This window comes from Mucilaginibacter koreensis, from assembly GCF_054783355.1.
Genome location: NZ_BAAGQS010000001.1, coordinates 2,849,624 through 2,875,434 on the forward strand (window position 1 = coordinate 2,849,624; position 25,811 = coordinate 2,875,434).

Annotated in this window: 21 protein-coding genes; 14 read left to right on the plus strand and 7 right to left on the minus strand. The window is 45.5% G+C overall.

The window, feature by feature from the left end; genetic code table 11:
* Nucleotides 1–12: 12 nt before the first annotated feature.
* Both ACYVNW_RS12810 and gcvH read right to left on the minus strand, forming a co-directional pair.
* Entirely contained in the window at nucleotides 13–408 is a 396-nt protein-coding gene (locus tag ACYVNW_RS12810) for a VanZ family protein (RefSeq protein ID WP_460680266.1), read from the minus strand.
* Nucleotides 409–411: 3 nt separating this feature from the next.
* Nucleotides 412–792: a glycine cleavage system protein GcvH gene (gcvH, locus tag ACYVNW_RS12815; RefSeq protein ID WP_460680267.1), complete on the minus strand. Its 381-nt coding sequence runs from the start codon at nucleotides 790–792 to the stop codon at nucleotides 412–414.
* Between the two features lie 157 nt (nucleotides 793–949).
* Between gcvH and ACYVNW_RS12820 the strand changes: the two genes are divergently transcribed.
* The 5 genes from ACYVNW_RS12820 to ACYVNW_RS12840 all read left to right on the plus strand — a co-directional run bounded on the left by ACYVNW_RS12820 (nucleotide 950) and on the right by ACYVNW_RS12840 (nucleotide 8,416).
* A complete protein-coding gene (locus tag ACYVNW_RS12820; protein WP_460680268.1) occupies nucleotides 950–1,537 on the plus strand; it encodes a DUF4142 domain-containing protein in 588 nt (195 codons plus the stop codon).
* A gap of 145 nt (nucleotides 1,538–1,682) precedes the next feature.
* The gene (locus ACYVNW_RS12825) at nucleotides 1,683–4,151 is read left to right on the plus strand and encodes a zinc-dependent metalloprotease (protein ID WP_460680269.1); all 2,469 of its coding nucleotides are present in this window, start codon (nucleotides 1,683–1,685) and stop codon (nucleotides 4,149–4,151) included.
* Between the two features lie 49 nt (nucleotides 4,152–4,200).
* Nucleotides 4,201–5,232, plus strand: a complete 1,032-nt coding sequence (locus ACYVNW_RS12830) for a Gfo/Idh/MocA family oxidoreductase (RefSeq protein WP_460680270.1) — start codon at nucleotides 4,201–4,203, stop codon at nucleotides 5,230–5,232.
* 17 nt (nucleotides 5,233–5,249) lie between these two features.
* Nucleotides 5,250–5,744, plus strand: a complete 495-nt coding sequence (locus ACYVNW_RS12835; RefSeq protein ID WP_460680271.1) for a TlpA family protein disulfide reductase — start codon at nucleotides 5,250–5,252, stop codon at nucleotides 5,742–5,744.
* A 176-nt stretch (nucleotides 5,745–5,920) separates the two neighbouring features.
* A complete protein-coding gene (locus ACYVNW_RS12840; protein WP_460680272.1) occupies nucleotides 5,921–8,416 on the plus strand; it encodes a TonB-dependent receptor in 2,496 nt (831 codons plus the stop codon).
* Nucleotides 8,417–8,497: 81 nt separating this feature from the next.
* Here ACYVNW_RS12840 and ACYVNW_RS12845 read toward each other — a convergent pair whose 3' ends face one another.
* The 4 genes from ACYVNW_RS12845 to ACYVNW_RS12860 all read right to left on the minus strand — a co-directional run bounded on the left by ACYVNW_RS12845 (nucleotide 8,498) and on the right by ACYVNW_RS12860 (nucleotide 14,621).
* Nucleotides 8,498–9,091, minus strand: coding sequence for a hypothetical protein (locus tag ACYVNW_RS12845; RefSeq protein ID WP_460680273.1), 594 nt, complete (start codon nucleotides 9,089–9,091; stop codon nucleotides 8,498–8,500).
* 162 nt (nucleotides 9,092–9,253) lie between these two features.
* On the minus strand, nucleotides 9,254–10,762 hold the full coding sequence (locus ACYVNW_RS12850; protein ID WP_460680274.1) for an NAD(P)H-hydrate dehydratase: 1,509 nt from the start codon (nucleotides 10,760–10,762) through the stop codon (nucleotides 9,254–9,256).
* A 115-nt stretch (nucleotides 10,763–10,877) separates the two neighbouring features.
* Entirely contained in the window at nucleotides 10,878–13,736 is a 2,859-nt protein-coding gene (gene uvrA, locus ACYVNW_RS12855) for an excinuclease ABC subunit UvrA (protein WP_460680275.1), read from the minus strand.
* Nucleotides 13,737–13,889: 153 nt separating this feature from the next.
* The gene (locus ACYVNW_RS12860) at nucleotides 13,890–14,621 is read right to left on the minus strand and encodes a lytic transglycosylase domain-containing protein (protein WP_460680276.1); all 732 of its coding nucleotides are present in this window, start codon (nucleotides 14,619–14,621) and stop codon (nucleotides 13,890–13,892) included.
* A gap of 276 nt (nucleotides 14,622–14,897) precedes the next feature.
* Between ACYVNW_RS12860 and ACYVNW_RS12865 the strand changes: the two genes are divergently transcribed.
* The 9 genes from ACYVNW_RS12865 (at nucleotide 14,898) to ACYVNW_RS12905 (ending at nucleotide 24,564) form a co-directional block, all read left to right on the plus strand.
* The gene (locus ACYVNW_RS12865) at nucleotides 14,898–16,235 is read left to right on the plus strand and encodes a pseudouridine synthase (RefSeq protein WP_460680277.1); all 1,338 of its coding nucleotides are present in this window, start codon (nucleotides 14,898–14,900) and stop codon (nucleotides 16,233–16,235) included.
* A gap of 285 nt (nucleotides 16,236–16,520) precedes the next feature.
* Nucleotides 16,521–17,657: a lactonase family protein gene (locus ACYVNW_RS12870; protein WP_460680278.1), complete on the plus strand. Its 1,137-nt coding sequence runs from the start codon at nucleotides 16,521–16,523 to the stop codon at nucleotides 17,655–17,657.
* A 170-nt stretch (nucleotides 17,658–17,827) separates the two neighbouring features.
* Complete coding sequence (gnd, locus tag ACYVNW_RS12875) at nucleotides 17,828–18,784, plus strand: phosphogluconate dehydrogenase (NAD(+)-dependent, decarboxylating) (protein ID WP_460680279.1); 957 nt, start codon at nucleotides 17,828–17,830, stop codon at nucleotides 18,782–18,784.
* A gap of 86 nt (nucleotides 18,785–18,870) precedes the next feature.
* Complete coding sequence (locus ACYVNW_RS12880) at nucleotides 18,871–19,677, plus strand: alpha/beta fold hydrolase (RefSeq protein ID WP_460680280.1); 807 nt, start codon at nucleotides 18,871–18,873, stop codon at nucleotides 19,675–19,677.
* A gap of 93 nt (nucleotides 19,678–19,770) precedes the next feature.
* On the plus strand, nucleotides 19,771–21,708 hold the full coding sequence (locus ACYVNW_RS12885) for a beta-N-acetylhexosaminidase (RefSeq protein WP_460680281.1): 1,938 nt from the start codon (nucleotides 19,771–19,773) through the stop codon (nucleotides 21,706–21,708).
* 142 nt (nucleotides 21,709–21,850) lie between these two features.
* Nucleotides 21,851–23,110, plus strand: a complete 1,260-nt coding sequence (locus ACYVNW_RS12890) for a BamA/TamA family outer membrane protein (protein ID WP_460680282.1) — start codon at nucleotides 21,851–21,853, stop codon at nucleotides 23,108–23,110.
* A 51-nt stretch (nucleotides 23,111–23,161) separates the two neighbouring features.
* Nucleotides 23,162–23,413: an AbrB/MazE/SpoVT family DNA-binding domain-containing protein gene (locus ACYVNW_RS12895; RefSeq protein WP_460680283.1), complete on the plus strand. Its 252-nt coding sequence runs from the start codon at nucleotides 23,162–23,164 to the stop codon at nucleotides 23,411–23,413.
* Nucleotides 23,404–23,724 carry a type II toxin-antitoxin system PemK/MazF family toxin gene (locus tag ACYVNW_RS12900; protein WP_460680284.1) on the plus strand — a complete coding sequence of 107 codons (321 nt, stop codon included), beginning with the start codon at nucleotides 23,404–23,406 and terminating at the stop codon, nucleotides 23,722–23,724. The genes ACYVNW_RS12895 and ACYVNW_RS12900 overlap by 10 nt, the downstream gene beginning before the upstream one ends.
* Nucleotides 23,725–23,799: 75 nt before the next feature.
* Nucleotides 23,800–24,564 (plus strand): DUF72 domain-containing protein, encoded by a 765-nt coding sequence (locus tag ACYVNW_RS12905; protein ID WP_460680285.1) that lies wholly within the window; start codon nucleotides 23,800–23,802, stop codon nucleotides 24,562–24,564.
* A gap of 9 nt (nucleotides 24,565–24,573) precedes the next feature.
* Here ACYVNW_RS12905 and ACYVNW_RS12910 read toward each other — a convergent pair whose 3' ends face one another.
* Nucleotides 24,574–25,692: a Gfo/Idh/MocA family protein gene (locus tag ACYVNW_RS12910; protein WP_460680286.1), complete on the minus strand. Its 1,119-nt coding sequence runs from the start codon at nucleotides 25,690–25,692 to the stop codon at nucleotides 24,574–24,576.
* Nucleotides 25,693–25,811 lie beyond the last annotated feature (119 nt).

Here is a 25,811-nt window from a genome sequence, read left to right on the forward strand (position 1 = left end):
ACCCCTATAATTTTAAGATTTTTCATTTTGCGTTGCTGATAATACTACTAAAATACAAAAAGCTGCCATACCTGCACCTACGCTATCGGCAAATAAATCACTCCAATCACCCTCGCGGTAAGTGAATACGTATAGCTGCAGGAGTTCAATAAGCCCCCCGAAAGCAACGCCTGCAATAAAAACACCGGCAATTTGTAGTATTGATAGTTGTCTATGCCGGCGCAGTAAGCCATGAGCCAGGGCTACGGTAAAAACAAAAAACAGCCCGCAATGCACCAGTTTATCAAAACCCGGAAAAAAGAATGAACTTGGCGAACTTTCTACGTTACCGATAGGTGCGCAGCAAAGTACCAAAACAAATAAAGCCCACAACAAGGTGAGCTTTTGGTATTTTAAAATGGCGTTCATTAATTACGCGCCTACTAATTCCTGGTATGCTTCTGCCGATAATAAACCTTCTGTTTCGGCTGCATCCTGCAAAGTAATTTTTACCATCCAGCCATCACCGTACGGGTCGGTGTTTACCAGCTCGGGCTGGCTGTCCAGCATTGGGTTTACTTCCAGCACTGTGCCATTTACCGGCATAAACAAGTCAGAAACTGTTTTTACAGCTTCTACTGTACCAAAAACTTCTTCTTTGGCTACTTCGTTGCCAATGGTATTGATATCTACATAAACAATATCGCCCAGTTCGCGCTGCGCAAACTCAGTAATGCCGATGGTGGCTTCATTACCTTCTACTTTAATCCACTCGTGGTCTTTGGTATATTTCAGTTCTGCCGGAAAATTCATATTCAATACGGTTAATGGCTCAAAAATAATAAAAGTTTAGGCTAACACAACACTGTAAAAATTATACCCGCATTTTATTAAATCAGCAGGCATTCAAACCATAACTTAATGTGTTTGTTATGTATTTCATTAAAACTTAAAAACACATACAACTACTATGAAAAAGTTATTCACCATGGCCATGATTGCCTCTGCAGCATTGGCCTTCCAGGCTTGTAACAACGGCGCAAAAGACAGCAAAGACATGGCTGACAGCAGCAATGCCGTAAAAGACACCTCAACTCAACCAGCCGCTACCGGTGGTATTGCCGTTGATAAAGATGATGCCGACTTTGCAACCAAAGCTGCTGATGGCGGCATGTCAGAAGTAGCTTACGCTAAGCTGGCATTGGAAAAAGCAACCAACCCTAAAGTAAAAGAATTTGCACAAACCATGATCACCGATCATACCAAAGCAAATACTGAACTGATGGCAATTGCCAAAACCAAAAACATTACTTTACCTGCTGCTCCAAGTGCTGAGCATCAAAAAATGACTACTGATGCAGCAACCAAATCAGGTGCTGAGTTTGACAAGCAATATGTAAATGACATGGTTTCTGACCACAAAGAAGATGTTTCTTTATTCGAGAAAGCATCAACTGATTGCAAAGACCCTGAGTTGAAAGCTTTTGCCGCTAAAACTCTGCCGACTTTAAAAATGCACCTGGACATGATCAACAAAATTCATGACAGCATGAAATAAGCTGCAGATAGATTAATATAAAAAAAAGCGAAGCCTTACAGCTTCGCTTTTTTTATGCTTTTACTTTGCACCTCGTTAAGCCTTTTAAGCCATTAGGGCAATTGGCTGAAATTTGGTACTTTACGCTACCTTATTTTTTCAGCATATGAATAAACTTTACGCACTGTTTGCTTTCCTGTTTACCTTTTGCTTTTCCTTACACGTATCATCACAAAACAAAACGCTTAACGAGTTCGACAGCAAAATACAAGGCCTTACCAAATACCCGGGCTATTTTAATTTTTACTGGAACGAGCGCACGGGCCATCTACTGCTGGAAATAGATAAACTGAACCAGGAGTTTTTATATGTGAATACCCTACCGGCAGGTATAGGCTCTAATGACTTAGGCTTGGATCGCGGACAAATTGGCGATACCCGTATTGTAAAGTTTATAAAAAGCGGCCCTAAAATATTACTCATTCAGCCCAATTATGATTACCGTGCGGTAAGCAGCAACCCTGATGAGCGCAAATCGGTAGAAGAAGCCTTTGCCCAATCCGTCATTTGGGGGTTCAATGCTGAGGCCATATCAAAAAAAGGCGGCTCCAATACTGACGATGATCGCATACTTATCGATATTACTGCCTTTTTGCTGCGCGACAGCCATCACCTGGCCGACCAACTGAGTGGCGCCAACCAAGGCAGCTACCACGCTGATGAAATGCGCTCGGCCATTTATTTACCACAAACCAAGAGCTTTCCTGATAACTCGGAGTTTGAAGCTACCGTTACTTTGAGCGGCCGGGGCACCGGCCAGGAGATACGTTCGGTAACACCGGATGCCGATTTTGTAACCGTGCGCATGCACCATTCATTCATTAAACTGCCCGATGGCAATTATAAACCCCGTAAGTTCGACCCGCGTTCTGGTTACTTCAGTACCGATTACATGGATTTTGCCACGCCTATTGAAGAACCCATTGTAAAGCATTTGATTAACCGCCACCGTTTGCAAAAGAAAGACCCGTCTGCCGCCATTAGTGAGCCGGTGAAACCCATTATATATTATGTAGACCGTGGTGCGCCCGAACTGGTACGCAATGCGCTGATTGAAGGTGCCTCCTGGTGGAACCAGGCCTTTGAAGCCGCCGGTTACAAAAACGCCTTCCAGGTAAAGCTGCTGCCTGCCGATGCCGACCCGATGGATGTGCGCTACAATATCATTCAATGGATTCATCGCTCCACCCGGGGCTGGTCATACGGCGCCTCTATTACCGACCCTCGTACCGGCGAAATCATTAAAGGCCAGGTATCTTTGGGCTCGCTGCGAGACCGGCAGGACTTTTTAATTGCCGAAGGCTTGCTGCAGCCTTACGAAGATGGCAAACCCCTCAACCCCAAATTAATGGAACTGGTAACCAAACGACTGTGCCAGCTGGCTGCACATGAGGTAGGTCATACTTTAGGCTTGTATCATAACTACATTGCCAGCACCCAAAGCCGCGCCTCAGTAATGGACTACCCACCGCCCACCATCAGTTTGAATACTGATGGTACCGTAAACGTTGATAACGCCTATACCGGCGAAATTGGCGGCTGGGACAAACGCGCGATCCTTTACGGCTATCAGGATTTTGCACCGGGAGTTAATGAAACAGAAGCTTTAAATAACATTATAAAGGAAACCTTGAAGCAAGGCTATGTTTTTATTTCAGATGCGGATGCACGACCCGCCGGGAGCGCTCACCCCAAAGCACACTTATGGGATAGCGGCACTGATGCCGCTGATGAGTTGAACCGTGTAATGGCTATCCGTAAGCAGGTATTGCAAAACTTTTCGGTTAAAGCCATCCGGCCGGATGCACCGATGGCTACGCTGGAGGAAGTGCTGGTACCCATTTATTTATTGCACCGCTATCAGGCCGAAGCCGCCTCAAAAGTATTAGGCGGTCTCACCTATACTTATGCTTTAAAGAATGATGGGCAGATCGTTACCCAAATGGTACCTGCGGCCGAACAATGGAAAGCCTTTAACGCCCTGATGGCAACATTAACACCTGATGCTTTGGCCATACCCGAAAAACTGATAGCACAGATACCACCCCGCCCGGTAGGCTATCCGCGTACGCGTGAATTATTCAAATCGCGTACAGGTTTAACTTTTGACCCAATGGCCGCCGCCGAAGGTAATGCCGGAACTATCCTTTCGTTTATGCTGCAGCCGCAACGCGCCGCACGTTTGGTAGAATACCAAGCCCGTAATGCCAGTCAACCTGGCTTAATTGCCGTACTTGACCGCATGACCGCCCAAACCTGGAAAGCCCCGCAACCCACAGGCTATAAAGGCGAATTACAACGACTGGTGAATAACTTGTACCTAAAGCAACTGCTTACTTTAGCCGCCACGCCACAGGCTGCCGAAAGTGTGCGCGGCATTGCAATGTTAAAAATAAGCGAATTGAAAAAATGGATGAATACCTCAGCTGCCACCGCATCAGGTTTGCAAAAAGCCCACTTACTATTCGGCCTGACACAAATTGAGCAGTTTGAGAAAAATCCTGATAAGTTTCAGCCTGCGCCGGAGGTACCAATGCCAGATGGCTCACCGATTGGCTGGGATGGAGCATATTAATTGAAAATAGAATTTACAAAGCCCTATTTAAACCGCTAAGTTTGCATCTATGGCATCAACACCTATTGTAACCGGCCTGATGGCTTTTGGCATGTCAGGGAAAGTATTTCACGCTCCTTTTGTAGAGGTAAACCCAAACTTTACCCTTAGAGCAGTGGTTGAGCGCAACCAAAAGAACGCAACCGAAACCTACCCCAACGTAATTAGCTATAATTCAACAGAAGAGTTGCTAAACGATTCGGAGATAGAACTCATTATAGTTAACTCGCCTAATTACCTGCATTATGAGCAGGCGAAAGCAGCTTTGCAGGCGGGTAAACATGTGCTGCTGGAAAAACCGGCAGCAGCTACCATTGCTGAATGGATGGACCTGCAGGAAATTGCCAAACAAACCGGCAAAGCATTAATGGTATATCAAAACCGCCGTTATAATAGTGATTTCATCTCGGTTAAAGAAATTATTGAAAGCGGCCGCTTGGGTAACCTGATTGAAGTACACTTCCGTTACGATCGTTACCGCGCAGCTGTAGGCGCTAAAAAGTTTAAAGAGCAGGCCTCCTACCCTGCCAATGGTCTGCTGTATGATTTAGGTCCGCACCTATTAGATCAGGCTATCAGCCTATTTGGCAAACCGGTATCATTTCACAAATTCACGGCAGCACACCGCGAGGGTTCAGAGGTTAGCGACTACTTCACTTACCAATTGATTTACCCTTATAATTTGATAGTGAATTTAACTGCCAGTTTGCTGGCGGCCGACCCAGGGCCTTCATACTTAGTGCATGGTACAGCAGGCAGTTTTACCAAAGACCGCACTGATACCCAGGAAGCACAGCTATTGGCCGGTATGCGGCCCGATGAAGCCGGGTTTGGCGTGGAAGCCGATGGCAGTGAAGGCCAGCTGGTGACCATACAGGGTATAGATGAAAAAATTACCGAACAAGTGCCTGCACACAAAGCTAATTATATGCATATATTTGATGCTGTGTATCATACTATCCGTAACGGAGCGTTATATCCCGTAACGCATGAACAAATTGGCTGGCAACTGGAACTGCTGGAAGCCGGGCCTCAATCATAAACGACCATAAATTAAGAATGAAACGTATACTATTATTTTTAAGTTTTATCATCATCGTTGCCGGCTGCACCCAGGCTCAAACTCCCGCTGAAGTTCGCGCACAGCATCTGGCACCCTACCGTATTTTGACTACTGACAGCACTTGGTCGACCCCGGCACAGCTGAAGAAAAACCGCCCGGTAATGCTGGTGTATTTCTCTCCCGACTGCGGCCATTGCCAGCGCCTGATGTATGAGATGAAGCCAAAAATGAAGCAATTTGGCAATACCCAGATTGTGCTGATTACCTTTACGCAATACCGCTCTATCAAAGATTTTTATAAAGCTTATGGCTTATCGGCTTTCCCTAATATTACGGTGGGCACCGAAGGGTATACGTATAATGTACAGCGCTATTACGAAATTAAAACCACGCCTTTTGTGGCTATTTATGACCGCAATGGTAAACTGGTTAAAATTTTTGACAAGCAGCCTAATGTAGACGACTTGATTGCGACTGCAAAAAAAGCTTAAGCCTAACTGCTCATTCTTATTACAGGAATAAGAAAATTTATTAATTTACGTAATATAAATATTACCATATAGCCCCCATACCTTAGCAATAAAGTTACAAGCAACATAAAGTAAGCCTTAGCAAAAAACCTGATTTTTGCGGGATGATTTTAAAGTTGTTTAGAACTGTATTTTGCATGGTAGTTCTGCTGGGAAGCACGGCTACTTATATTTTTGCTCAACAGGCAGCCGGTGGCAAAGGCACTGTATCCGGCCGCTTGATTGATGGCGCCAATAACCAACCTCTTGACTATGCTACGGTTGCTTTAATCAGCAAAGCCAATAATCAGGTAGCTAAAAGTTTACAAACCGATGCTCAGGGTAATTTCAAGCTCACCGGTGTGGCTAATGGCCGCTACCAGGTGCGTATCACCTTTGTAAGTTACCTTACTTATACCAAAGACAGTTTAATCATCAGCGATGCACGGCCAGCTATACAACTGGGCACCATCCGCATGCGCCAGTCTAAAGGCACCTTAAAAGAAGTAGTAGTTACCGGCCAACGCAGCCAGATACAACTGGGTACTGACAAAAAGGTATTCAGTGTAGACCAAAGTCTGGTAAGTCAGGGCGGATCTGCAACCGACTTACTGGCCAACGTCCCCACCGTACAGGTAGATGTCGATGGAAACGTAAACCTGCGTGGATCAAATAATGTGCGGGTATTAATCAACGGTAAACCTTCGGCTTTAACCGGCTCCAGCGTGAGCGATATTCTGCAATCTATCCCGGCCAGTTCTATTGAAAATATTGAGGTGATTACCAACCCATCATCTAAATATGATGCTGAGGGACAATCCGGTATTATTAATATCATCCTGAAAAAGAACGCATCTCTGGGCTTTAACGGCTCAGTATCGGGTACGGCAGGTACACAAAAAACTTACAATGGTAACCTTAACCTGGCTTACCAAACTTCAAAAGTTAATATTTATGGCAATTACAGCTACCGCCGTGGCGACCGCGTAGGTAATGGGTTTACCAATAAAACCATCACTTCAGGTAATGATGTAACTACCCAAAACCAGGTATCCGATCAAACATTCAGCTTTAAAGGGCATAACATCCGCACGGGGATTGATTACAACCTGGACAAGAATAACACATTAAGTTTTTCCAACAACATTAACATCCGCGACCGTGACCGCTTCCAGAACGGCACTACCAATACGGCGCTAAATGGTTTCCGTACGCAAATTTTAGAGCAGGATAACAAGAGCTATGGCTCAGGTACCAACCTGGATTTCAACCTGGATTACGTACACAAGTTTGCCAAGCCAAAAGAAGAACTGACCACTAACATTGGTTACTCCACTGAGCGCAATAGCAATACAGATTATTTAAATACCAACCGCTTCTATTTCCCGACTACTTTTGATCCGTTTTATCAAAATAACTATACCAAAGGTCGCCAGGGTAATCTGAATTTACAGGCCGATTATACGCTACCTTTAAAAAATGGTAAAATAGAAGCCGGTTACCGTACTACCATTAACCGTAATGAGAATGACTATATGGTTGATACTGCGGGTGCAATAACTGGCCCTTTCTTACGCCAGTTAGACCAAACCTATAATTTTGTTTACAAAGAAAATGTAAACGCAGCCTACACCAACTACCAGCACCAGTTTGGTCAATACGGTGTGCAGGTAGGCTTACGTTTAGAGGATGCACACATCCGTACAGAGTTGGAAACCCGCCAGGCCAACATTGGGCCAACTAACTTTAAAAATGATTATTTCAGGGTATACCCCAGTGTATTTTTAACCGATAAACTGACCGAAAATCAAACTTTACAGTTGAGCTATACCCGCCGTGTAAGCCGTCCGCGAGATCGCCAGATTTCACCATTTCTGGATCGCAGCAACCCTTTGAATTTCCAGCAGGGTAACCCCAATTTATTGCCGGAGGATATCCACTCCTTTGAATTGAGCTACATTAACTATTATAAAACGCTCACCTTAACATCATCCTTATATTACCGTTTAACCAACAACAATATTCAGAATATCCAGGAGCCATATTTAAATAGCTTAGATACCACGTTAAACACATTCCGTAACATTAAAAGCGCATCAAATGCCGGTTATGAATTGATTGCCAAGGTAACACCGAGCAGCGCACTTGATTTTACCTTCAATGCCAACGTGTTTTACCGTTACATTGATGGTGTGCCGGAATACAAAATTCCTACCACCTCAGGCTGGAGCTACAATGGCAACTTAACCGCCAACATAAAGCCATTGCCTAAATTAGGCTTTCAATTACGTGGTGATTACCAGGGTCGCCAGGTAATTGCACAGGGTTATATGCGTGCTATGTACGGCCTGGATGGGGCAATCCGTTACGATATTACCAAAGCGCTAAACGTAAGTGTAAGCGCACGTGACATTTTTAATACCCGCCGCTTCAAATCGGATATTAATTTCCAAAATACAGCAGGCACACAGTATACCAATCAGTATTCGGAGCGCCGCTTTTCTACCCGTGTGGTACTGTTTACAGCTTCGTACCGCTTTGGTTCAACCGGTGCCAACCGCCAGCGCCAGCGCCGCCAGCAACAAGATCAGGACAATCCGGATGATACCATACAGCCTACCAACAGCGTTGGTGGCGGTCCATCCGTAAAATAATAGCTTTCAAGTAAAAAAGCGGCTTAGTGATAAGCCGCTTTTTTGTTTTACAGGTAACTAAAATTATAGTCTTGAGCACCGTTAAGGTACAATCCAACTTCCCTGCCAATCATTCCCCTCAAGTTTAAACCTTGCACGGCGGTTACCAGTTTCACGGTTAAGTTTCAAATACTCAAAGGCATCTGCCTCAATAGTAATTACGGCAAAGTTTTTGTAACCAGCCATATCCTCATCGTCAAACTTCTGCCCTTGCAAATACGCTAAACCATCAGTTGGTTCGGTAACAGGTGTAGATGGCGGCTGCTGGGCCAGGTACGAAGTACGGCCTTTATACCCGGCCTCTTTCCAGTGCTGTAGTGCAGTTTCGTTTTGTGCATCAATCACAGCATTACCTTTCACAATTAACTGGCATTGCTGCTCTTTATCATAAAATAAGGCGCTAATGCGGGCATCGGCTTTTATATTGGCCACTTTCTCCGAGCGCACATCAGTATAAAAAATGATGCGATACGGTTGAATTTCAGCATGGCGTAGCACAACTGTATATTGGTTGACACCACCCTGCAAAGCCATATGTGATGCCGTTAAATTGCGGTAAGCGTGATGCGATTGCTTACCGGCTTCTACCAGTTGCTGCCAGCACTGTTCAAATATTTTCTCGAGGGTTAAATTCATTAATGAGTTAGATTTCAGCAAATTATATAAACCAAAATTATTTTAAGTTGTATAGTAACTATATAGACAATGTTAGCGTCTAACCTATAAAAAGTATAGTATTTTGTTCTTTATAAAATCAGTTAATAGTTAGCGGCTGCACAAATACTTGCAGCCGTTTTTTTATGCGCCAGTCAGGCGTGCCATAGTTACCGGCAACTGCTCAATCAGTTTACCTGGCAGTACCACCCGCATACGGTTGGGCAAGGCCAGTTCATCGCCGGCTTTACCATGTATATAATTACCTATAATGCAAGCTTCCTGGGGCGAGTGCTTTTGTGCTATTAATGCGGTAATAATGCCGGTTAACGCATCGCCCATCCCTCCACTGGCCATAGCCGCATTGCTGGTAGAATTGAAATACAACCGCCCGGCAGGTGTAGCGGTAATGGTATAATCGTTTTTAAGTATAATACATATTTTGAGTTCAACAGTTTTTTGCTTTAGGGTTTGCAACCTTTGCCACCAGGTTTGATGTTCGCCAAACAGGCGGTCAAACTCTTTCATGTGCGGGGTGAGCACACTGTTTTCAGGTAGCTGGGTTAATAATTCGGGATGTTGAGCCAGCAGGTTCAGGGCATCAGCATCAAACACTATAGGCTTTTTATAATTGGAGATCATATCCTTTAAAAGCGCCAGCGTATCGTCGTCTTTACCCAAACCGGGGCCCACACCTATTACACTGAACTTTTCCCAGTCAATATCAGGTTTTTGGCTACCTTGCCTTACCACTGCCATCACCTCGGGCTGATACGTATTGAGTGCAACCAAACCGCTTTCAGGAATACACGCGGTGGTTAAGCCCGCCCCGGCGTAGGCACAAGCAGAAGAGCAAATCAACGCTGCACCCATGGTTTTAGCCTGGCCTGCCACAATTAATGCATGGCCATAAGAGCCTTTGTTACTGAAACGCTGGCGCGGTGGCAAAATTTTTCGCACATCTTTTTCCTCTACCAACTGGTAAGGCGACTGCAGCGATTGCACGAAGCCCTCGTTGATACCAATGTTTACCACCTCGAAGCATTCGATATATTTACCCGACTCGGGTAACAAAAAATTGATTTTAGGCTGTTGAAAGGTAATTACCAGGTCGGTTTGTAAAATGATAGCATCAGGGTCAATACCCCCCTCGGCAGGCATCCCGGTAGGGATATCAACCGCTACTACAGTTTTATTTAAACTGTTCAGGTGCTTTACCAAACGCTCAAAATCGCCGCTTAACGGTTTATTTAAGCCGCTGCCCAGTAAAGCATCAATAATAACAGTACTTTCCTCAGCAGGGAAGTTTTCGCCTTTATTCAACTCCAATAGCTTTATGCCCGTACTTTGTAGCCGTTGAAGGTTGGCGTTGAAATCATCTGTAGTTTTATCAGAAAAACGGGCCACTTTAACCGTTACGTTTCCGTAACCATGCCCATGCAGCAAGCGCGCAACAGCCAGGCCATCACCCCCATTGTTACCTGTACCGCAGTAAACAGCAATAGCTTGAGATGAATCGGGAAAGTGATTGATAAACCATCCGGTAAAAGCTTTAGCCGCACGTTCCATCAAATCGGTTGAAGAAACGGGCTCATGAGCAATGGTATACGCATCAGCTTCGCGTATTTGGGCAGATGTTAATAAGGGCAACATGCTTTTAAAGCGAATAAAAAACATATTTGTTTGTATGCGCTTTTGCCTGATGACAAAGAAAAAGGCAACCCTGTTAAGAATTGCCTTTGATGATATAGTAAATTAATATTTGAAATTACTTTACCTTTTCGGGTACACGCATTTCTTTCGCCAAAAATTTACCTGTAAAGCTGTCTTTTACTTTGCACAAACCTTCGGGCGTACCGCTAAAGAGTATTTTACCGCCGCCGGCACCGCCTTCTGGGCCTACGTCAATAATATGATCCACCACTTTAATTACATCCAGGTTGTGTTCAATCACCAGTACGGTATTACCTTTATCAACCAGTTGCTGCAGCACACCCAACAATACATTGATATCCTCAAAATGCAAACCAGTAGTAGGCTCATCCAGAATATAGAACGTATTGCCGGTATCTTTTTTAGATAGCTCAGTAGCCAATTTTACGCGCTGCGCCTCACCACCCGATAAGGTAAGCGAAGACTGCCCCAAGGTAATATACCCCAAGCCTACGTCGTTCAGCGTTTTTATCTTGCGATAAATAGAAGGTATTGGTTCGAAGAAGGCCACCGCATCTTCAATACTCATATCCAGCACATCGCTGATGGATTTGCCACGGTAACGCACTTCCAGTGTTTCGCGGTTGTAGCGGCGACCGCCGCATTCTTCGCATGGCACCTGTACATCAGGCAAAAAGTTCATTTCAATTACCTTCAAGCCTGCCCCTTGGCAGGTTTCGCAACGGCCACCTTTTACGTTGAATGAAAAACGGCCGGGTTTATAGCCACGTATCCTGGCCTCGGGCAACTGCACATACAGGTTACGGATATCAGAGAACACACCTGTGTACGTAGCCGGGTTAGAACGCGGTGTACGGCCAATAGGCGTTTGGTCAATCTCAATTACTTTATCAATATGCTCCAACCCTTCAATTTTATCGTAAGGCAGCGGATGCTTTTTAGCCCTGAAGAAATGATGGTTCAGGATGGGATACAACGTTTCAATAATCAGGCTGGATTTACCACTGCCTGAAACCCCCGTTACCCCAATAAACGTACCCAATGGAAAAGTAGCTGTTATTTTCTTGAGGTTATGCCCGGTGGCCTTTTTGAGCACCAGGCTTTTGCCGTTACCTTTGCGGCGTTCCTTCGGGATGGCAATTTCACGCTCACCGTTCAGGTACGAAGTAGTTAAGGTGTGCGCATGCATTAATTGCTGCGGTGTGCCTTCGGCTACTACTTGGCCACCATGTACACCGGCTGCCGGACCCATATCTATCACGTGGTCGGCTTCCAGAATCATATCCTTATCGTGCTCTACCACCAGTACGGTGTTGCCCAGATCGCGCAGGTTTTTGAGGGCTTTAATCAGGCGGTCGTTATCGCGCTGGTGCAGGCCAATGCTGGGCTCATCCAAAATGTACATCACGTTCATCAGCTGCGAGCCAATTTGTGTAGCCAAACGGATACGCTGCGCCTCACCGCCTGATAAGGTGCGGGCGGTGCGGTCTAAAGTGAGGTAACTTAAACCTACATCCAGCAGGAAACCAATACGGGCTCGGATTTCTTTCAAGATCTCGCGGGCGATAACGTTCTGGCGCTCATTCAAACGGTCTTCCAAACCCACAAACCAGGCTTGCAGGGTGTTGATGTCCATACAAGCAAGTTCAAATATATTTTTCTCGTTTACTTTAAAATGCAGCGATTCTTTTTTAAGGCGGGCACCGTGGCAAACCGGGCAGGTTTTCAGCACGCGATAGGCTTCCATATCATCTGATATCTCTTCGCCTTTACGCTCCTGCTGTTCTTCCAGCATTTTAATTAAACCGTCGAAAGTAATCTGGTAGTTCTGTACATTCCATTTATTGTACTCCACTGCTACCGAAATCATTTCATCAGAACCGTTCAGGATGATATCCAGCTTCTCACGTGGTATTTTTTCAAGCGGCACCGACAATGAAAAATCATATTTCTTACCCAAAGCTTTCAATACCTGAAAAATCCAAGTTTCCCGGTATTCACCAATCGGGGCCAAACCACCGTTAACAATGCTCAGTTTCGGGTTAGGAATTACGGATGACTCATCAATTTCGAACACATAGCCTAAACCGTCGCAGTTTTCACAGGCACCGTAAGGCGAGTTGAACGAAAAGGTGTTGGGCTGCGGCTCGTCATAAGAAATGCCCGACACGGGATCCATGAGGTACTTACTGAAGTAAGATACGTTATTGTCTTTATCAGCAATACGAATGATGCCTTTGGCAATCTTTAAAGCCGATTGTACGGAAGTGTGTAAACGCTTGCTATCCTTTTCGCTTACCTGCAGGCGGTCTACCACAATATCAATATCGTGTATTTTATAGCGGTCTACCTGCATTTTGGGCTCTACGTCCATTATGGTACCGTCTACATAAACTTTCAGGTAGCCTTGCTTGCGTATTTGCTCAAACAGTTCGCGATAATGCCCTTTACGGCCTTTCACCACCGGGGCCAGGATATTGATGGGTTGTCCGTCGAAACGCTCGCTGATGGCGCGCATAATCTGGTCTTCACTCATGCGCTCCATCTTCTCGCCGCTTACATAAGAGTAAGCCTCGCCGGCGCGGGCAAAGAGCAGGCGCATAAAGTCATAAATTTCGGTTATGGTACCTACTGTAGAGCGCGGGTTTTTACTGGTGGTTTTTTGCTCAATGGCAATTACCGGGCTCAGGCCTGAAACTTTATCTACATCGGGCCGCTCCATACCGCCCATAAACTGGCGCGAATAAGCCGAAAAAGTTTCCATATACCGGCGCTGGCCCTCGGCATAAATGGTATCAAACGCCAATGATGATTTACCGCTGCCGCTTAAACCGGTAATAACTACCAGCTGGTTGCGCGGAAAAGAAACATCTATATTTTTTAAATTATGCACCCGGGCACCGTAAACTTCTACTTCGCTTTGTTCGCCCAGGTCAATTGTTTTATCTGCCATAGTATCAATAAGCCCAATCGTTATATAACTTTAATTATACCGCTAAGTTTGAGCCGCTTATAATTTGCTAAAAATAATGGCAAATATACAAAAAAAGGCCGGCATGCTTATCTAACATGCCGGCCTTTCAAGTGCTCCGTTATAATGCTAATGTCAATTTAACAGCAGTGGCTCAGCCGAGGGCAGCCAGGCATAAACGTTGTTTTGTTCAGGCTTTACTTCTGCAGGCGGGGCCAGTATTTTTTTAAGGGCCATCAGCTTATATACATAGCTGCCGGTTTCGCGGTTTAAACGCATAAAAAAGTAGTTGCCATGGTTACGGCGATTAATGGCATGCTTAATGCGCGGCGAACCCGCATTGTAAGCTGCTGCAGCCAGTGTCCAGCTATCCAGTTCGCCATATAATTCTTTAATGTACTTACAGGCCGCAATAGTTGATTTCCGTAAATTAAGCCGGTCATCATGGTGGCGGCTTACCCTTAAGCCATACTCGCGGGCGGTACCGGGCATAAACTGCCATATACCTGCTGCACCGCGAGGCGATACGCCCCTGCGCAGGCCCGACTCAATTAATGGAATGTATTTAAAATCTTCAGGGATGCCATAAGCATCTAAAATAGGCACAATCACATCAAATAACTGTTCAACCCGGCGCTGCATGGCCGCAGTTTTAAACGCATTAAAACGGTTGTGATGAAAAGATCGCGCCAGCTTGCCTTTTACTTTTTCGTTATGAACAGGCAGCGCCTCATGGGCAAAATTAAAGTTCCTTTTTTCCGATTCAGTGTAAAATGTAAACTTCGAAACATACCCGAAACGGGCAGCCGGTTTAACATCAGTAGTACTGTAAATAAAGAGCTTTGAAACGATGGTTAGCACTAGCATTACGGAGCACGTAAGTAAGTGTTTTTTGATCATTCTTATTCTTTTAAGTTTAACATACAGGTCAGGATGTGTTGCAAAGGTAAATAAACAAATCAGATTATCAAGCATTTAGGTAGCCTTAGTGTTTCTGAGGCATTTTTACAATGTTGAAAAATTGTTAAAACAATGGCTTCAGCGTGTCAAAAACACACTTTTGCGCTGTTGAAAAAAATTTTATTAAAGCTTAAAAAAAACGTACTTTTACAGGCTCTCTCAAGAGGTAACAATATAAAATTTATGGTATTCAGAAAACCAGGGAACAGTCGCGAAGACAAGTCCGGCAGATCATCAAACCGCAACCAGCGCGATGGTGATTCTTTCAAAAAATCATCCTTTAACAAAGACAACAACAGCCCTTCACGCTTCAAAAAATCAGACGCCGGCAGCAGCGATCGCCCAGCCCGGAAATTTGGCGATAACGCAGGCGGTAAAAAACCGTTTACTGCAGGTGGTGGCCGCTTTAAATCGGCAAGCGAGGGTGACCGCCCCTTCAAAAAATTTGGTTCACGTACCGATGGCAACCGCTCGGGCGAACGCCGCAGCAGCCAGGGCGAGGATACCCGCCCATTCAGAAGCCGCAACAACAATAACGAAGGTGGCTTTAACAAACGCGAAGGCGGAAATGACCGGCCTTACAGCGGAAAACCAAGAAGTACAGAAGGCCGCCCCGAAAGAGGAAACAGCCGCCGCAGCGACGATAACTCAAGAGGCAGCTACGGCGACCGCCCATCATCAGGCCGCCCGTACAATACAGAGCGCTCACGTTCAATTGATGAGCGCCCAGTGCGCACTATGCGCAGCCGTAATAAAAAAGCGGATGAGGATGCAGCGCCTAAAAGTAAATCTTCGAAAAGCGATAATAGCTTAATCCGCTTAAACCGTTATATATCCAACGCTGGTATCTGCTCACGCCGCAAGGCCGATGAGCTGATTGAAGCTGGTGTGATCTCTGTAAACGGAGAGGTGGTTTCAGAACTGGGTTTTAAAATTAACCCAACGAAGGATGTGGTAAAATACAACAACGAAACGCTGAAACGCGAGAAAATGGTGTATGTACTGCTGAATAAACCTAAAGACTATATTACCACTACCGATGACCCGCAGGAGCGCCGCACCGTAATGCAACTGGTAGATAAAGCCAGTAAGGAACGCATTTACCCCGTTGGCCGTTTAGACCGTAACACTACAGGCTTACTATTAATGACCAACGATGGCGATCTGGCCGATAAGTTATCGCACCCGCGCAACAATATCACCAAATTATATCAGGTAGAGCTTAGTAAAAGCCTTACTCAGGGCGATTTGAATAAAATCAGTTTTGGACTGGAACTGGAAGACGGTTTGATTAAGCCCGACATGATTTCTTACGTAGCCGGTGGCAGCAAGCGCGAAGTAGGCATACAAATACACAGCGGTAAAAACCGCATTGTACGCCGCATTTTTGAGCACCTGGGCTATGAAGTGGTAAAACTCGACCGCACCATTTACGCTAACCTTACCAAAAAAGACCTACCCCGCGGAAGGTGGAGATACTTGGAAGAAAAAGAGATTATACAGTTAAAGCATTTGATTTAAGCCCCCTAACCCCCTAAAGGGGGAACTGGAGTTGGAGTATACTAATACAGCAAAGAGCCGCTTATTTAAGCGGCTCTTTGCTGTATTATGCTACCACGTCATTGCGAGGAACGAAGCAATCTCTATATGCCTAAAAATCATGTGCAGAAAGATTGCTTCGTTCCTCGCAATGACGTGGTAATACAAACAATCAGGAAAACTTCCTATTCCACCAATTCCTTAAATCTAAAATTCGGGTTCCACCAATATTTTTGTTTATTTGTTTAATACCAGATAAACAAACCGATGAAGAAATTTTTCCTGATAGCGGCCCTGCTGATTCCCGCCTTGTCGCAGGCGCAAAAAAATAAAAAAGGACCTTCCAGCTATGATTTAGTAATTGGCACCTACACCAGCGGCCAAAGCGAAGGCATTTACGTATACCGTTTTTATGCCGAAACCGGCCGCATGGCCTACCTCAACAAAGCCACCGGAGTATCTAACCCCTCATATCTGACCGTATCTTCAGACAATAAATTTGTATACGCTGTAAACGAGAATGATAATGGCGAGGTAAGCGCCTTTTCATTCGAACCCAAATCGGGCCGGTTGGATTTCATCAATAAGCAATCCACCAAAGGCGGAGCGCCTTGTTATATTACTGAAGATAAATCATCAAAACATGTATTTGTGGCCAATTACTCAGGCGGCAGTGCTGTGGTTTTACCGGTAAATAAAGACGGATCCTTAAGTGCAGCTTCGCAGGTATTGCAGGACCAGGGGCATGGAGTAAACGCCGCACGTCAGGAAAAGCCGCATGTGCATACCACGGCTTTATCGCCCGATGAAAAATACCTATTGTACACCGATTTGGGTACCGACCGCATCAATATCATGCGTTACAAATCGTCGCAGCCACAGCCTTTAAGTCCGGCTTTGCCGCCCTACATTGCAGTTACAGCCGGCCATGGCCCACGCCATTTGGCTTTTACGCCTGATAAAAAGCACCTGTACCTGATCACCGAGATGGGCGATGCGATTCACACCTATGATTATGATAACGGCCAGTTAAAGCAAAAGCAGGTATTATCTATCCTGCCTGATGGCTTTACCGGTAAAAAAGAAGCGGCAGCCGATATTCATGTATCGCCTGATGGCCGCTTCGTATATGCCAGCAATCGTGGCGACAGTAATGATATTGCCGTATATGCGGTTGATGCTGAAACCGGCCTGCTTACTTTTGTAGAACGGAAATCGAGCATGGGTAAAGGCCCGCGCAATTTTGTAATTGACCCCAGCGGTAAATTTTTACTGGTAGCTAATCAAAACAGCGATAGTATTTATGTATACAAAATAGATACCGCCACCGGTAAGCTCACTTTAACCAACACACATCTGGAAATTCCGAACCCGGTGTGTTTAAAGTTTGCACCGGCTGAGTAGTATCATCACTAAAAAGAACGCGCCGTCATTTCGACCGTAGGGAGAAATCTTCTTCGCTTAGTTTTACACAACGTAGACCAGCTTGATGAAGAAGATTTCTTGCTATCGCTCGAAATGACAAAAAACATCTACCAACATTAATAACTAAACATCTTACATCTTCCTCACTTATGAATAAACAAGCATACGGCATTGTTGGCCTGGGCAAAATGGGCAGTAACCTGGCACTGCAGGCAGCCGAGAAAGGGTTCACCATTGCCGGTTACGATCGCTTTGTTTCGGCTGCGCCCGAGCACGAGAACCTGCATGTTACCGCTACTTTAGCCGAACTGGTAGACAGCCTGGAAACACCACGCAAAATATTTATGTACATACCAGCCGGTAAAGCAGTGGATGATTTGATTGCTGAACTGGCTCCCTTGCTCAGTTCAGGTGATATTTTGATTGATGGCGGCAACTCTTACTGGGGCGACAGCATCCGCCGGGCAGAAAGCTTGGCCGACCAAAACCTGTTTCTAATTGATTGTGGAACCAGCGGTGGTATTAGTGGTGCCCGTAACGGTGCTTGCTTTATGGTAGGCGGCGCTGCAGAAGCCGTAAGCCAGATTGAAGGCTTGTTAAGAAAGCTGGCCGTACCCGAAGGTTATTCATACACCGGTAAATCAGGCTCGGGGCACTTTGTAAAACTGGTGCACAACGGCATTGAGTTTGGCATGCTGCAGGCCATTGGCGAAGGCATGGCCCTGTTGGCTAAATATCGCGAACAACTCGATATCAGTGATATTTTACACACCTGGAACCACGGCTCGGTGGTACGCTCGTGGCTCATTGAGCTGATGAAACAGCTGTATGATGAAAAGCAAGGTTTCAATGTACCTTCATATGTGGATGATACTGGCGAGGTAAACTGGCTGGTAACCGATGCCATGAAAATGGAAGTATCCATTCCGGTTATTGCCCAATCGGTAATGCAGCTTATCGCCTCACGCGAGGCCGACCATGTATCGCCCAAAGCGATCGCCATGATGCGTAACGGTTTTGGCGGTCACCCCTTCGGCCCTGATGCACATATTGCTTTCGAGCGCCATCATGGCCAGGTAGGCGGCTATGTAGAGCCTTCGGAGTAAAAGTTTTAAATCAATATTGACTCATGAATGTTGAATAGCGAATAAAGTATAATAACTTGTTCAAATTCAACATTCATTATCAGTATATGCGTTACTACCTTTCACTTTTATTAGTACTGCTTTCAGTTACCGGCTTTTCTCAAACGCAGCCTGCCGCAAACACTTACACTTCGTTCGACGGTACCAAAATCAGTTATGTTTCTACGGGCACCGGTTACCCGGTGGTATTGTTGCATGGCTTTGCCAATACCAGCGCCAACTGGCTTAAAACTGCCACGTATGCCACTTTGGTAAAAGCCGGCTACCGCGTTATTGTGCCCGATATGCGGGGGAACGGCAACTCCGGCATGCCCGAAGAACAAGGCTATGCTAATGATGCACAGGTAAAAGATTTGGTTGGGCTGATGACCAGCCTCAATATCAACAAATACGATGTGGTGGGTTACTCCCGCGGTTCTATCGTAGCAGCCAAACTGTTAACTATGGATAAGCGCATTCGTAAAGCCATACTGGGCGGCATGGGTGATGCCTTTACCAACCCTAATTGGGACGTACCTCAACGCTTTTATAAAGTGTTAAGCGGCGATACCACCATTCGTAACAAATACAATATGCAGGGCACATTGGATTATATTGACAAAATGCACTTTAACCGCATGGCCCTCGCCTATCAGCAAAAATATCAGCCGGTAACCACGCCTCAAGAGCTCGGTAATATCCGCATCCCGGTAATAATTTTGCGCGGCAGCGAAGACGTAGATAATGGCTCGGAGATGGTATTGCAAAACCTCATTCCGGGGGCACGCCTCAAATACGTACCCGGCGACCATAACTATGCCTACAACACCCAGGAATTTGCCGATGCCGTTTTGGGGTTTATTAAGGAATTGTAGCAAGTTTAATGATTTTTAGCGGCTCATATTGTTCGTTTACAATTAATCTGCTACCTTGCCATACCTTTATAACTTATTAAATTACTTTACTTTATGAGAAAACTGCTGGCCTTATTGTGCTGCTGTGCCCTGCTTTCATCGGTGGCGTCGGCGCAGGTAATCCCTAACGATGTTACTGTAGTACCGCTTCCGGTAAAAACCACCCGGCTATCCGGCTACTTTACCTTGCCCAAAAATGTAAGCATTGCGGCACCCTCCAACGCGGAGTTAGCCCCTACAGTTGCCATGCTGAAATCAAAACTCAGTACAGCTACCGGAGCGGTAGTGACTTCAAAAAACAACGCTTCAGCAACCATCAGTTTACTGTTAACGGTTTCTAACAATGCCACTATTGGTAAAGAAGGCTACCTGTTATCGGTTACGCCAAGTAAAGTAGTGGTTACTGCCAATACGCCGGCCGGCTTGTTTTATGGTGTACAAACACTGTTGCAATTATTCCCGCCTGCTATTGAAAGTAAAACCAAAGCCACCAACGTAGCCTGGAAAGCCCCATGCGTACAAATTACCGACTACCCCCGCTTTGAATGGCGTGGTTTGATGTTTGACGTAGCCCGTCACTTTTTTACAAAGGCCGAGGTTAAACATTATATCGATGACATGGTGCGGTACAAATTCAATATACTGCATCTGCACCTGGCCGATGATGAAGGCTGGCGCATTGAAATTAAGAGCCTGCCCCGCCTTACCCAGGTAGGCGCTTTTAACGTAAAAAAAGAAGGCTACTTTGGTACATTCTCGCCTCCCGGTCCAAATGAGCCTCGTAATTACGGCGGTTTTTATACCCAAGATGATATTCGCGAACTGGTGAAATATGCCCAGGATCGTTTTGTAAACATTCTGCCCGAAATTGATGTACCTGGCCACAGTTTAGCAGTTATTGCCTCTTACCCCGAACTTTCATGCACACCAGGTGCCGATAAATACCAGGTACGTTCAGGTGAAGTAATTATGGACTGGAGCAAGCATCCACCTCAAGCTTTAGTTGACAATACCCTTTGCCCGGCTAACGAGCAGGTGTATACCTTTTTAGACAAGGTGATGACCGAGGTGGCACAGTTGTTTCCGTTTCAATATATCCACGTAGGTGGCGATGAGTGCCCGAAAAACTTCTGGGAAAAAAGCGATGCTGTAAAAGCCCTGATGCAGCGCGAAAACCTGAAAACGCAGGAAGAAGTACAGAGCTATTTTGAAAAACGTTTGGAAAAAATTGTAGAATCAAAAGGCAAGCGTTTTATGGGATGGGATGAAATTTTGGAAGGCGGCCTGGCGCCTAACGCTGCTGTAATGAGCTGGCGTGGTATGGCCGGTGGCATTGCCGCTGCCAAAATGCAGCACGATGTAGTAATGAGCCCTACCACTTATGCTTACTTGGATTACATGCAGGGCGACCAAGCGATTGAACCACGCGTGTATGCTACACTGCGCCTCAATAAAGCCTATCAGTTTGAGGCTGCGCCTGATAGTTTGGGAGCCTATACCAAATACATTAAAGGCGGCCAGGCTAATTTGTGGACTGAGCAGGTTTACAACATGCGCCATGCCGAATACATGACTTATCCGCGTGCACTGGCCATTTCTGAGTCGGTATGGTCGCCTAAAGCCAACAAAAGCTGGCCTAATTTTGCCAGCCGGGTAGAGCAGCAGTTTAAGCGTATGGATGCCGCTGAAATTAACTACTCGCCTGCCGTGTACGATCCGATTTTTACCGTAAGTACCAATGCAGCGAATGATTTACAAGTAGGCTTGAGCACCGAAATATCAGGACTGGATATTTATTACAGCTTTGATAATACTTTCCCCGACCGCTTTGGCCAGAAGTATACGCAAACATTAATCGTACCTAAAGATGCTTTCCAGATGCGGGTAATTACTTACCGGGGCAAGCAGCCGGTAGGCCGCATGATTACCTTAACGGTAGAAGATATGAACCGCCGCACCAAACGTAAAGTGCCGGTTGCAGCCGCAGAATAATAAGCATTTTCTATAAAAAGAAGCGCCGTTGCAGTAAATGTAACGGCGCTTTTTTATGCTCCATTATTTGAGGTTTAAGGCAATATGCTTTACTTTGTAACTTTATTGTTATAGCAAACTACTTAATAGCAATAAGCCCTGAATGAAATATTGCTTAACCTTATTGTTGCTGCTTACCCTTGGTTTATATACACGCTTATTAGCGCAGGAAACCAAGTCGGTACCCATCCCTTCTATTATCCCGGCAGGTAAGAATACCACACCTCAGAAAGATACACTGGTAATAGATAACAAAGGCGTACCGCAAAAAGATTTTGGCGATGTCATCCGTCAGTTGTTTCACCGGCCACCTGCAGCCGGTATTGACTCGGTTACTTCTAAACCCGAAATTTCTATAGTGCCAGCTATTGGTTATACTTTGGTTTCGCGTTTTGCCATTGTATTATCAGGCAACGTGGCCTGGCGCAGGGCACCGCAATCGCGCATATCTACCATCATCGCCAGCGCCGATTATACACAAAACAAGCAGTTCACTATCCCAATCCAAACCAGTATCTGGTCTAAAAATAACGAGTGGAACTTTTTGGGCGATTACCGCTTTTACAAATACCCGCAAAGCACCTACGGTTTGGGCAGCAATGCTGATATCAAAGACGAAAACCCGATGGATTTTAGCTTTGCCCGTTTTTACGAAACTGCATTGCACCACATTACCGGTAACCTGTATGCCGGTTTGGGTTATATTGTAGATACACACTGGAACATCTCAGACCAGGGGCCATTGAACGGAGCACCCAATGATTACCGTAACTATGGTGCCCGAAGCCATACCATTTCTTCAGGCAACACCTTAAATGCTGTATACGACTCGCGCGATTTTGCCATCAATCCGTCCAACGGCTGGCTGGCTTCGCTTACTTACCGCCGCGCCGACCGTTTTTTGGGCAGCACCACCCCGTGGTCATCTTTGCTGATTGATGTGCGCCGCTATTACCGCTTTCCGGCCAGTTCCAACAATATCATCGCTTTCTGGACCTACGACTGGCTCACCCTCAACGGCCGCCCCTCGTATTTAGATCTGCCCAGCACCTCCTGGGATCAAAACTCGGCCACCGGGCGCGGCTATATCCAAGGCCGGTTCCGTGGCGCGCAGATGCTGTATTTAGAAAGCGAGTACCGATTTCAGCTCACCCATAACGGCCTGCTGGGCGGCGTAGTATTTGTAAACGCACAAACCCTGTCAGCAGCACCAGGCACCAAGCTGCAATCTATACAGCCAGCCATAGGCCCCGGCCTGCGCATCAAGCTTAATAAAACCTCTCGCACCAACGTGGCTATTGATTATGGCTTTGGCCGGCAGGGTTCGAAAGGGTTGTTCATTGATGTGGGTGAGGCTTTTTAAAAAATCACCGTACCCTCTTGCATGTAGTTATAATATGTTATAACTTTATGCATGCGCTCTACATTAAGAAGTATAGGAAATTCAAAGGGAGTCATTTTACCTCAGTCACTGCTTAAGCAATGTTCAATTGACAACGAAGTGAACATTGAGGTAAAAGATGATGCCATTGTGATTACACCGGCAGGTGAAAAACGTAAAGGTTGGGCTGAAGCCTTCAAAACCATGGCCGATAATGGTGATGATGTGATGCAAATACCTGATGTATTTACCGATGAAGACCAAAGCGACTGGACATGGAAATAAAACAGTACGCTATCCACTGGATTAACCTTGACCCTACCCAAGGCAGTGAAGTGAATAAAACACGCCCGTGTGTTATCTTATCGCCTGATGAAATGAACCAGTATATCAAAACTGTAATCATTGCACCGCTTACCCATACCTTAAAGAAATATCCTACGCGAATTTTGTGTAATATTAATGGCGAGCAAGGTGCCATCATGCTCGACCAGATCAGGACGGTGGACAAATCCAGAATTGGTGCTCGACTGGGCAAGTTAAGTACAACTGAAGCAACTGCTGTTAAACAAATTTTATTTCAGATGCTGTGTTAGGTATATATTAATTAGAACAAGCTGAACATTGTTTCTGTTGTTGATAAGTAAGGTATTGTTTTATATTCTTTACTTATGCCATCTAACACTCCTCCTGCTTTTCTCTCCGGCACCAGCAACGTAGTAGTACCGGCTAAAAATAAGCAGGCCTACCCAACCGAATATCAGGAGAAAAGCCGCTTAACCTATTACGGCTCGTTGTTTAACAGCGTAGAAGTGAACAGTACCTTTTATAAACTGCCCATGGCTAAAACGGTAGCTAAATGGGCTGCTGAAGTACCTGATGATTTTAAATTTACTTTTAAACTATGGCAGGAAATCAGCCATCAGAAAGGTTTGAATTTTGATTCGGACCTGATCCATAAATTCATGGAGGTGATTCACCAGGCTGGTGATAAAAAAGGCGCACTACTGGTACAGTTACCACCCAGTACTACGCTAAATTTACCGCAGCTGAATTATTTGTTACAGGAAATACGGCAGGCCGATGAACAGCAAGCCTGGCAGGTAGCTGTTGAGTTCCGCAACCGTTCCTGGTACCAGGATGAGGTTTATGAACTGCTCGACCAGCACCAAATGGCCATGGTATGGCATGATTTACCCGCCTCTGCTGCCCCCCTACAAGAAGGTGATGTTGATTTCGTTTACCTTCGCTTCCACGGTCCGCAGGGCGGCTACCGCGGCAGTTACAGCGACGACTTTCTGTACGAGTACGCCCATTATATACATGATTGGCAACAAGAGGGCAAAACGGTTTATGCTTATTTTAACAACACTATGGGCGAAGCAGTGCAAAACCTGATGACACTAAATAAAATGATAAAAGAAATTAACGCTTAATCTTTTTACTTACAATACCACCCGCTTCCCGGTAGCAGCCGAGCGCTTGGCCGCATCCAGTATTTCCATTACAATCATATTGTATTTCAGGGAGGATAAATCATCCGTTCCGGATAGTTGGTGATGTAGTACGGCCGAAAGGTATACCAATGGGTCGGCATTCAGTTGTGGCAGTGGCTGCGCCTGCTGTGTGCTGATTTTCTTTTCGCGCATACGGCTGTAAATATGCACATCATCCAGCGCATAATAATAGCCGGTTTCACCGAACACTTCTAAATCTTTTATCGAATAAGGCCAGTTCCAAGAGGCTTCAATTAAGCCGGTGGCTTCCGGGTATTCCAGTACAATGGTGGCATCATCCTCCACTTTAGGGTAAACAGATGGTTTATAATGCCGCGTAATGGCTGTTACGGCTATGGGTTTGCGGCCCTGCATCATCCAGGTCATCATATCGGCCCCATAGCAGCCAAAATCATTCAGCGCCCCTGCACCATTGGTAACCGGGTCGGTGAGCCAGGCCAAAAACTCCGGATTGCAGCCAATTTCTTTCGGTCCCTGGTGACCATCGTGCACCACCATCTTTTTGATCTTACCGATACTATCTGCCTGTAATTTATTTTGCACGGCAGTTACCGAAGGGTACCAGGTAGTTTCGTAATTGGTCAATACCTGAATTTTGTATTGATTGGCCAGTTGTTCAATCTGCTTTGCTTGCTGCAAAGTAGCAGCCAGAGGTTTTTCTACCATTACCGGCAGGTGCAGCGGCGCACAAATTTGTACCACGCGCAAATGGCCGGCCACTTCATTATACCCCAGTACGGCATCAGGTTTCTTTCGCTTTAAAAGTTGTGCCAGATCAGGATAAAACAGTGAATCGGGCAGATGATACTGGCGACCAAACTTGCTCCATAGCTGCCGGTTAGGTTCAGCTATACCTATAATGTTTACCTTGCCCTCGGTATACGCATGTAAAATATTGTGCACATGGTCGTGGTTTAAGCCGGCCACCACCACACGCAGTTTGGGCTGGGCATGGGCAAAAGTGCAACAATTCAACAGCACTGCAAGCAGCAGCATTCGTAATAGATTAACCGATAATTGCTGCGGGAAGGAAAACAGTTTGTTCATAACAAGCAGATGTTTTTGGCTATTTCAATAGTAGTAATTTTAAACTAAACTTCTGGCGGCTACATACTATTTTTAATCCATATAAATAAGCATTTTACTTTTACGACAATTATAAAAAC

Bases quoted from the DNA above. Each gene is read 5' to 3' on its own strand.
- ACYVNW_RS12840 (WP_460680272.1), top strand. From the start codon at position 5,921: ATGGTAGTTCTGCTGGGAAGCACGGCTACTTATATTTTTGCTCAACAG.
- ACYVNW_RS12910 (WP_460680286.1), bottom strand. From the start codon at position 25,692: ATGAACAAACTGTTTTCCTTCCCGCAGCAATTATCGGTTAATCTATTA.
- ACYVNW_RS12835 (WP_460680271.1), top strand. From the start codon at position 5,250: ATGAAACGTATACTATTATTTTTAAGTTTTATCATCATCGTTGCCGGC.
- ACYVNW_RS12830 (WP_460680270.1), top strand. From the start codon at position 4,201: ATGGCATCAACACCTATTGTAACCGGCCTGATGGCTTTTGGCATGTCA.
- uvrA (WP_460680275.1), bottom strand. From the start codon at position 13,736: ATGGCAGATAAAACAATTGACCTGGGCGAACAAAGCGAAGTAGAAGTT.
- gnd (WP_460680279.1), top strand. From the start codon at position 17,828: ATGAATAAACAAGCATACGGCATTGTTGGCCTGGGCAAAATGGGCAGT.
- ACYVNW_RS12905 (WP_460680285.1), top strand. From the start codon at position 23,800: ATGCCATCTAACACTCCTCCTGCTTTTCTCTCCGGCACCAGCAACGTA.
- ACYVNW_RS12900 (WP_460680284.1), top strand. From the start codon at position 23,404: ATGGAAATAAAACAGTACGCTATCCACTGGATTAACCTTGACCCTACC.
- ACYVNW_RS12820 (WP_460680268.1), top strand. From the start codon at position 950: ATGAAAAAGTTATTCACCATGGCCATGATTGCCTCTGCAGCATTGGCC.
- ACYVNW_RS12890 (WP_460680282.1), top strand. From the start codon at position 21,851: ATGAAATATTGCTTAACCTTATTGTTGCTGCTTACCCTTGGTTTATAT.
- ACYVNW_RS12865 (WP_460680277.1), top strand. From the start codon at position 14,898: ATGGTATTCAGAAAACCAGGGAACAGTCGCGAAGACAAGTCCGGCAGA.
- ACYVNW_RS12860 (WP_460680276.1), bottom strand. From the start codon at position 14,621: ATGCTAGTGCTAACCATCGTTTCAAAGCTCTTTATTTACAGTACTACT.
- ACYVNW_RS12870 (WP_460680278.1), top strand. From the start codon at position 16,521: ATGAAGAAATTTTTCCTGATAGCGGCCCTGCTGATTCCCGCCTTGTCG.
- ACYVNW_RS12895 (WP_460680283.1), top strand. From the start codon at position 23,162: ATGCGCTCTACATTAAGAAGTATAGGAAATTCAAAGGGAGTCATTTTA.
- ACYVNW_RS12880 (WP_460680280.1), top strand. From the start codon at position 18,871: ATGCGTTACTACCTTTCACTTTTATTAGTACTGCTTTCAGTTACCGGC.
- ACYVNW_RS12825 (WP_460680269.1), top strand. From the start codon at position 1,683: ATGAATAAACTTTACGCACTGTTTGCTTTCCTGTTTACCTTTTGCTTT.
- ACYVNW_RS12810 (WP_460680266.1), bottom strand. From the start codon at position 408: ATGAACGCCATTTTAAAATACCAAAAGCTCACCTTGTTGTGGGCTTTA.
- ACYVNW_RS12845 (WP_460680273.1), bottom strand. From the start codon at position 9,091: ATGAATTTAACCCTCGAGAAAATATTTGAACAGTGCTGGCAGCAACTG.
- gcvH (WP_460680267.1), bottom strand. From the start codon at position 792: ATGAATTTTCCGGCAGAACTGAAATATACCAAAGACCACGAGTGGATT.
- ACYVNW_RS12885 (WP_460680281.1), top strand. From the start codon at position 19,771: ATGAGAAAACTGCTGGCCTTATTGTGCTGCTGTGCCCTGCTTTCATCG.
- ACYVNW_RS12850 (WP_460680274.1), bottom strand. From the start codon at position 10,762: ATGTTGCCCTTATTAACATCTGCCCAAATACGCGAAGCTGATGCGTAT.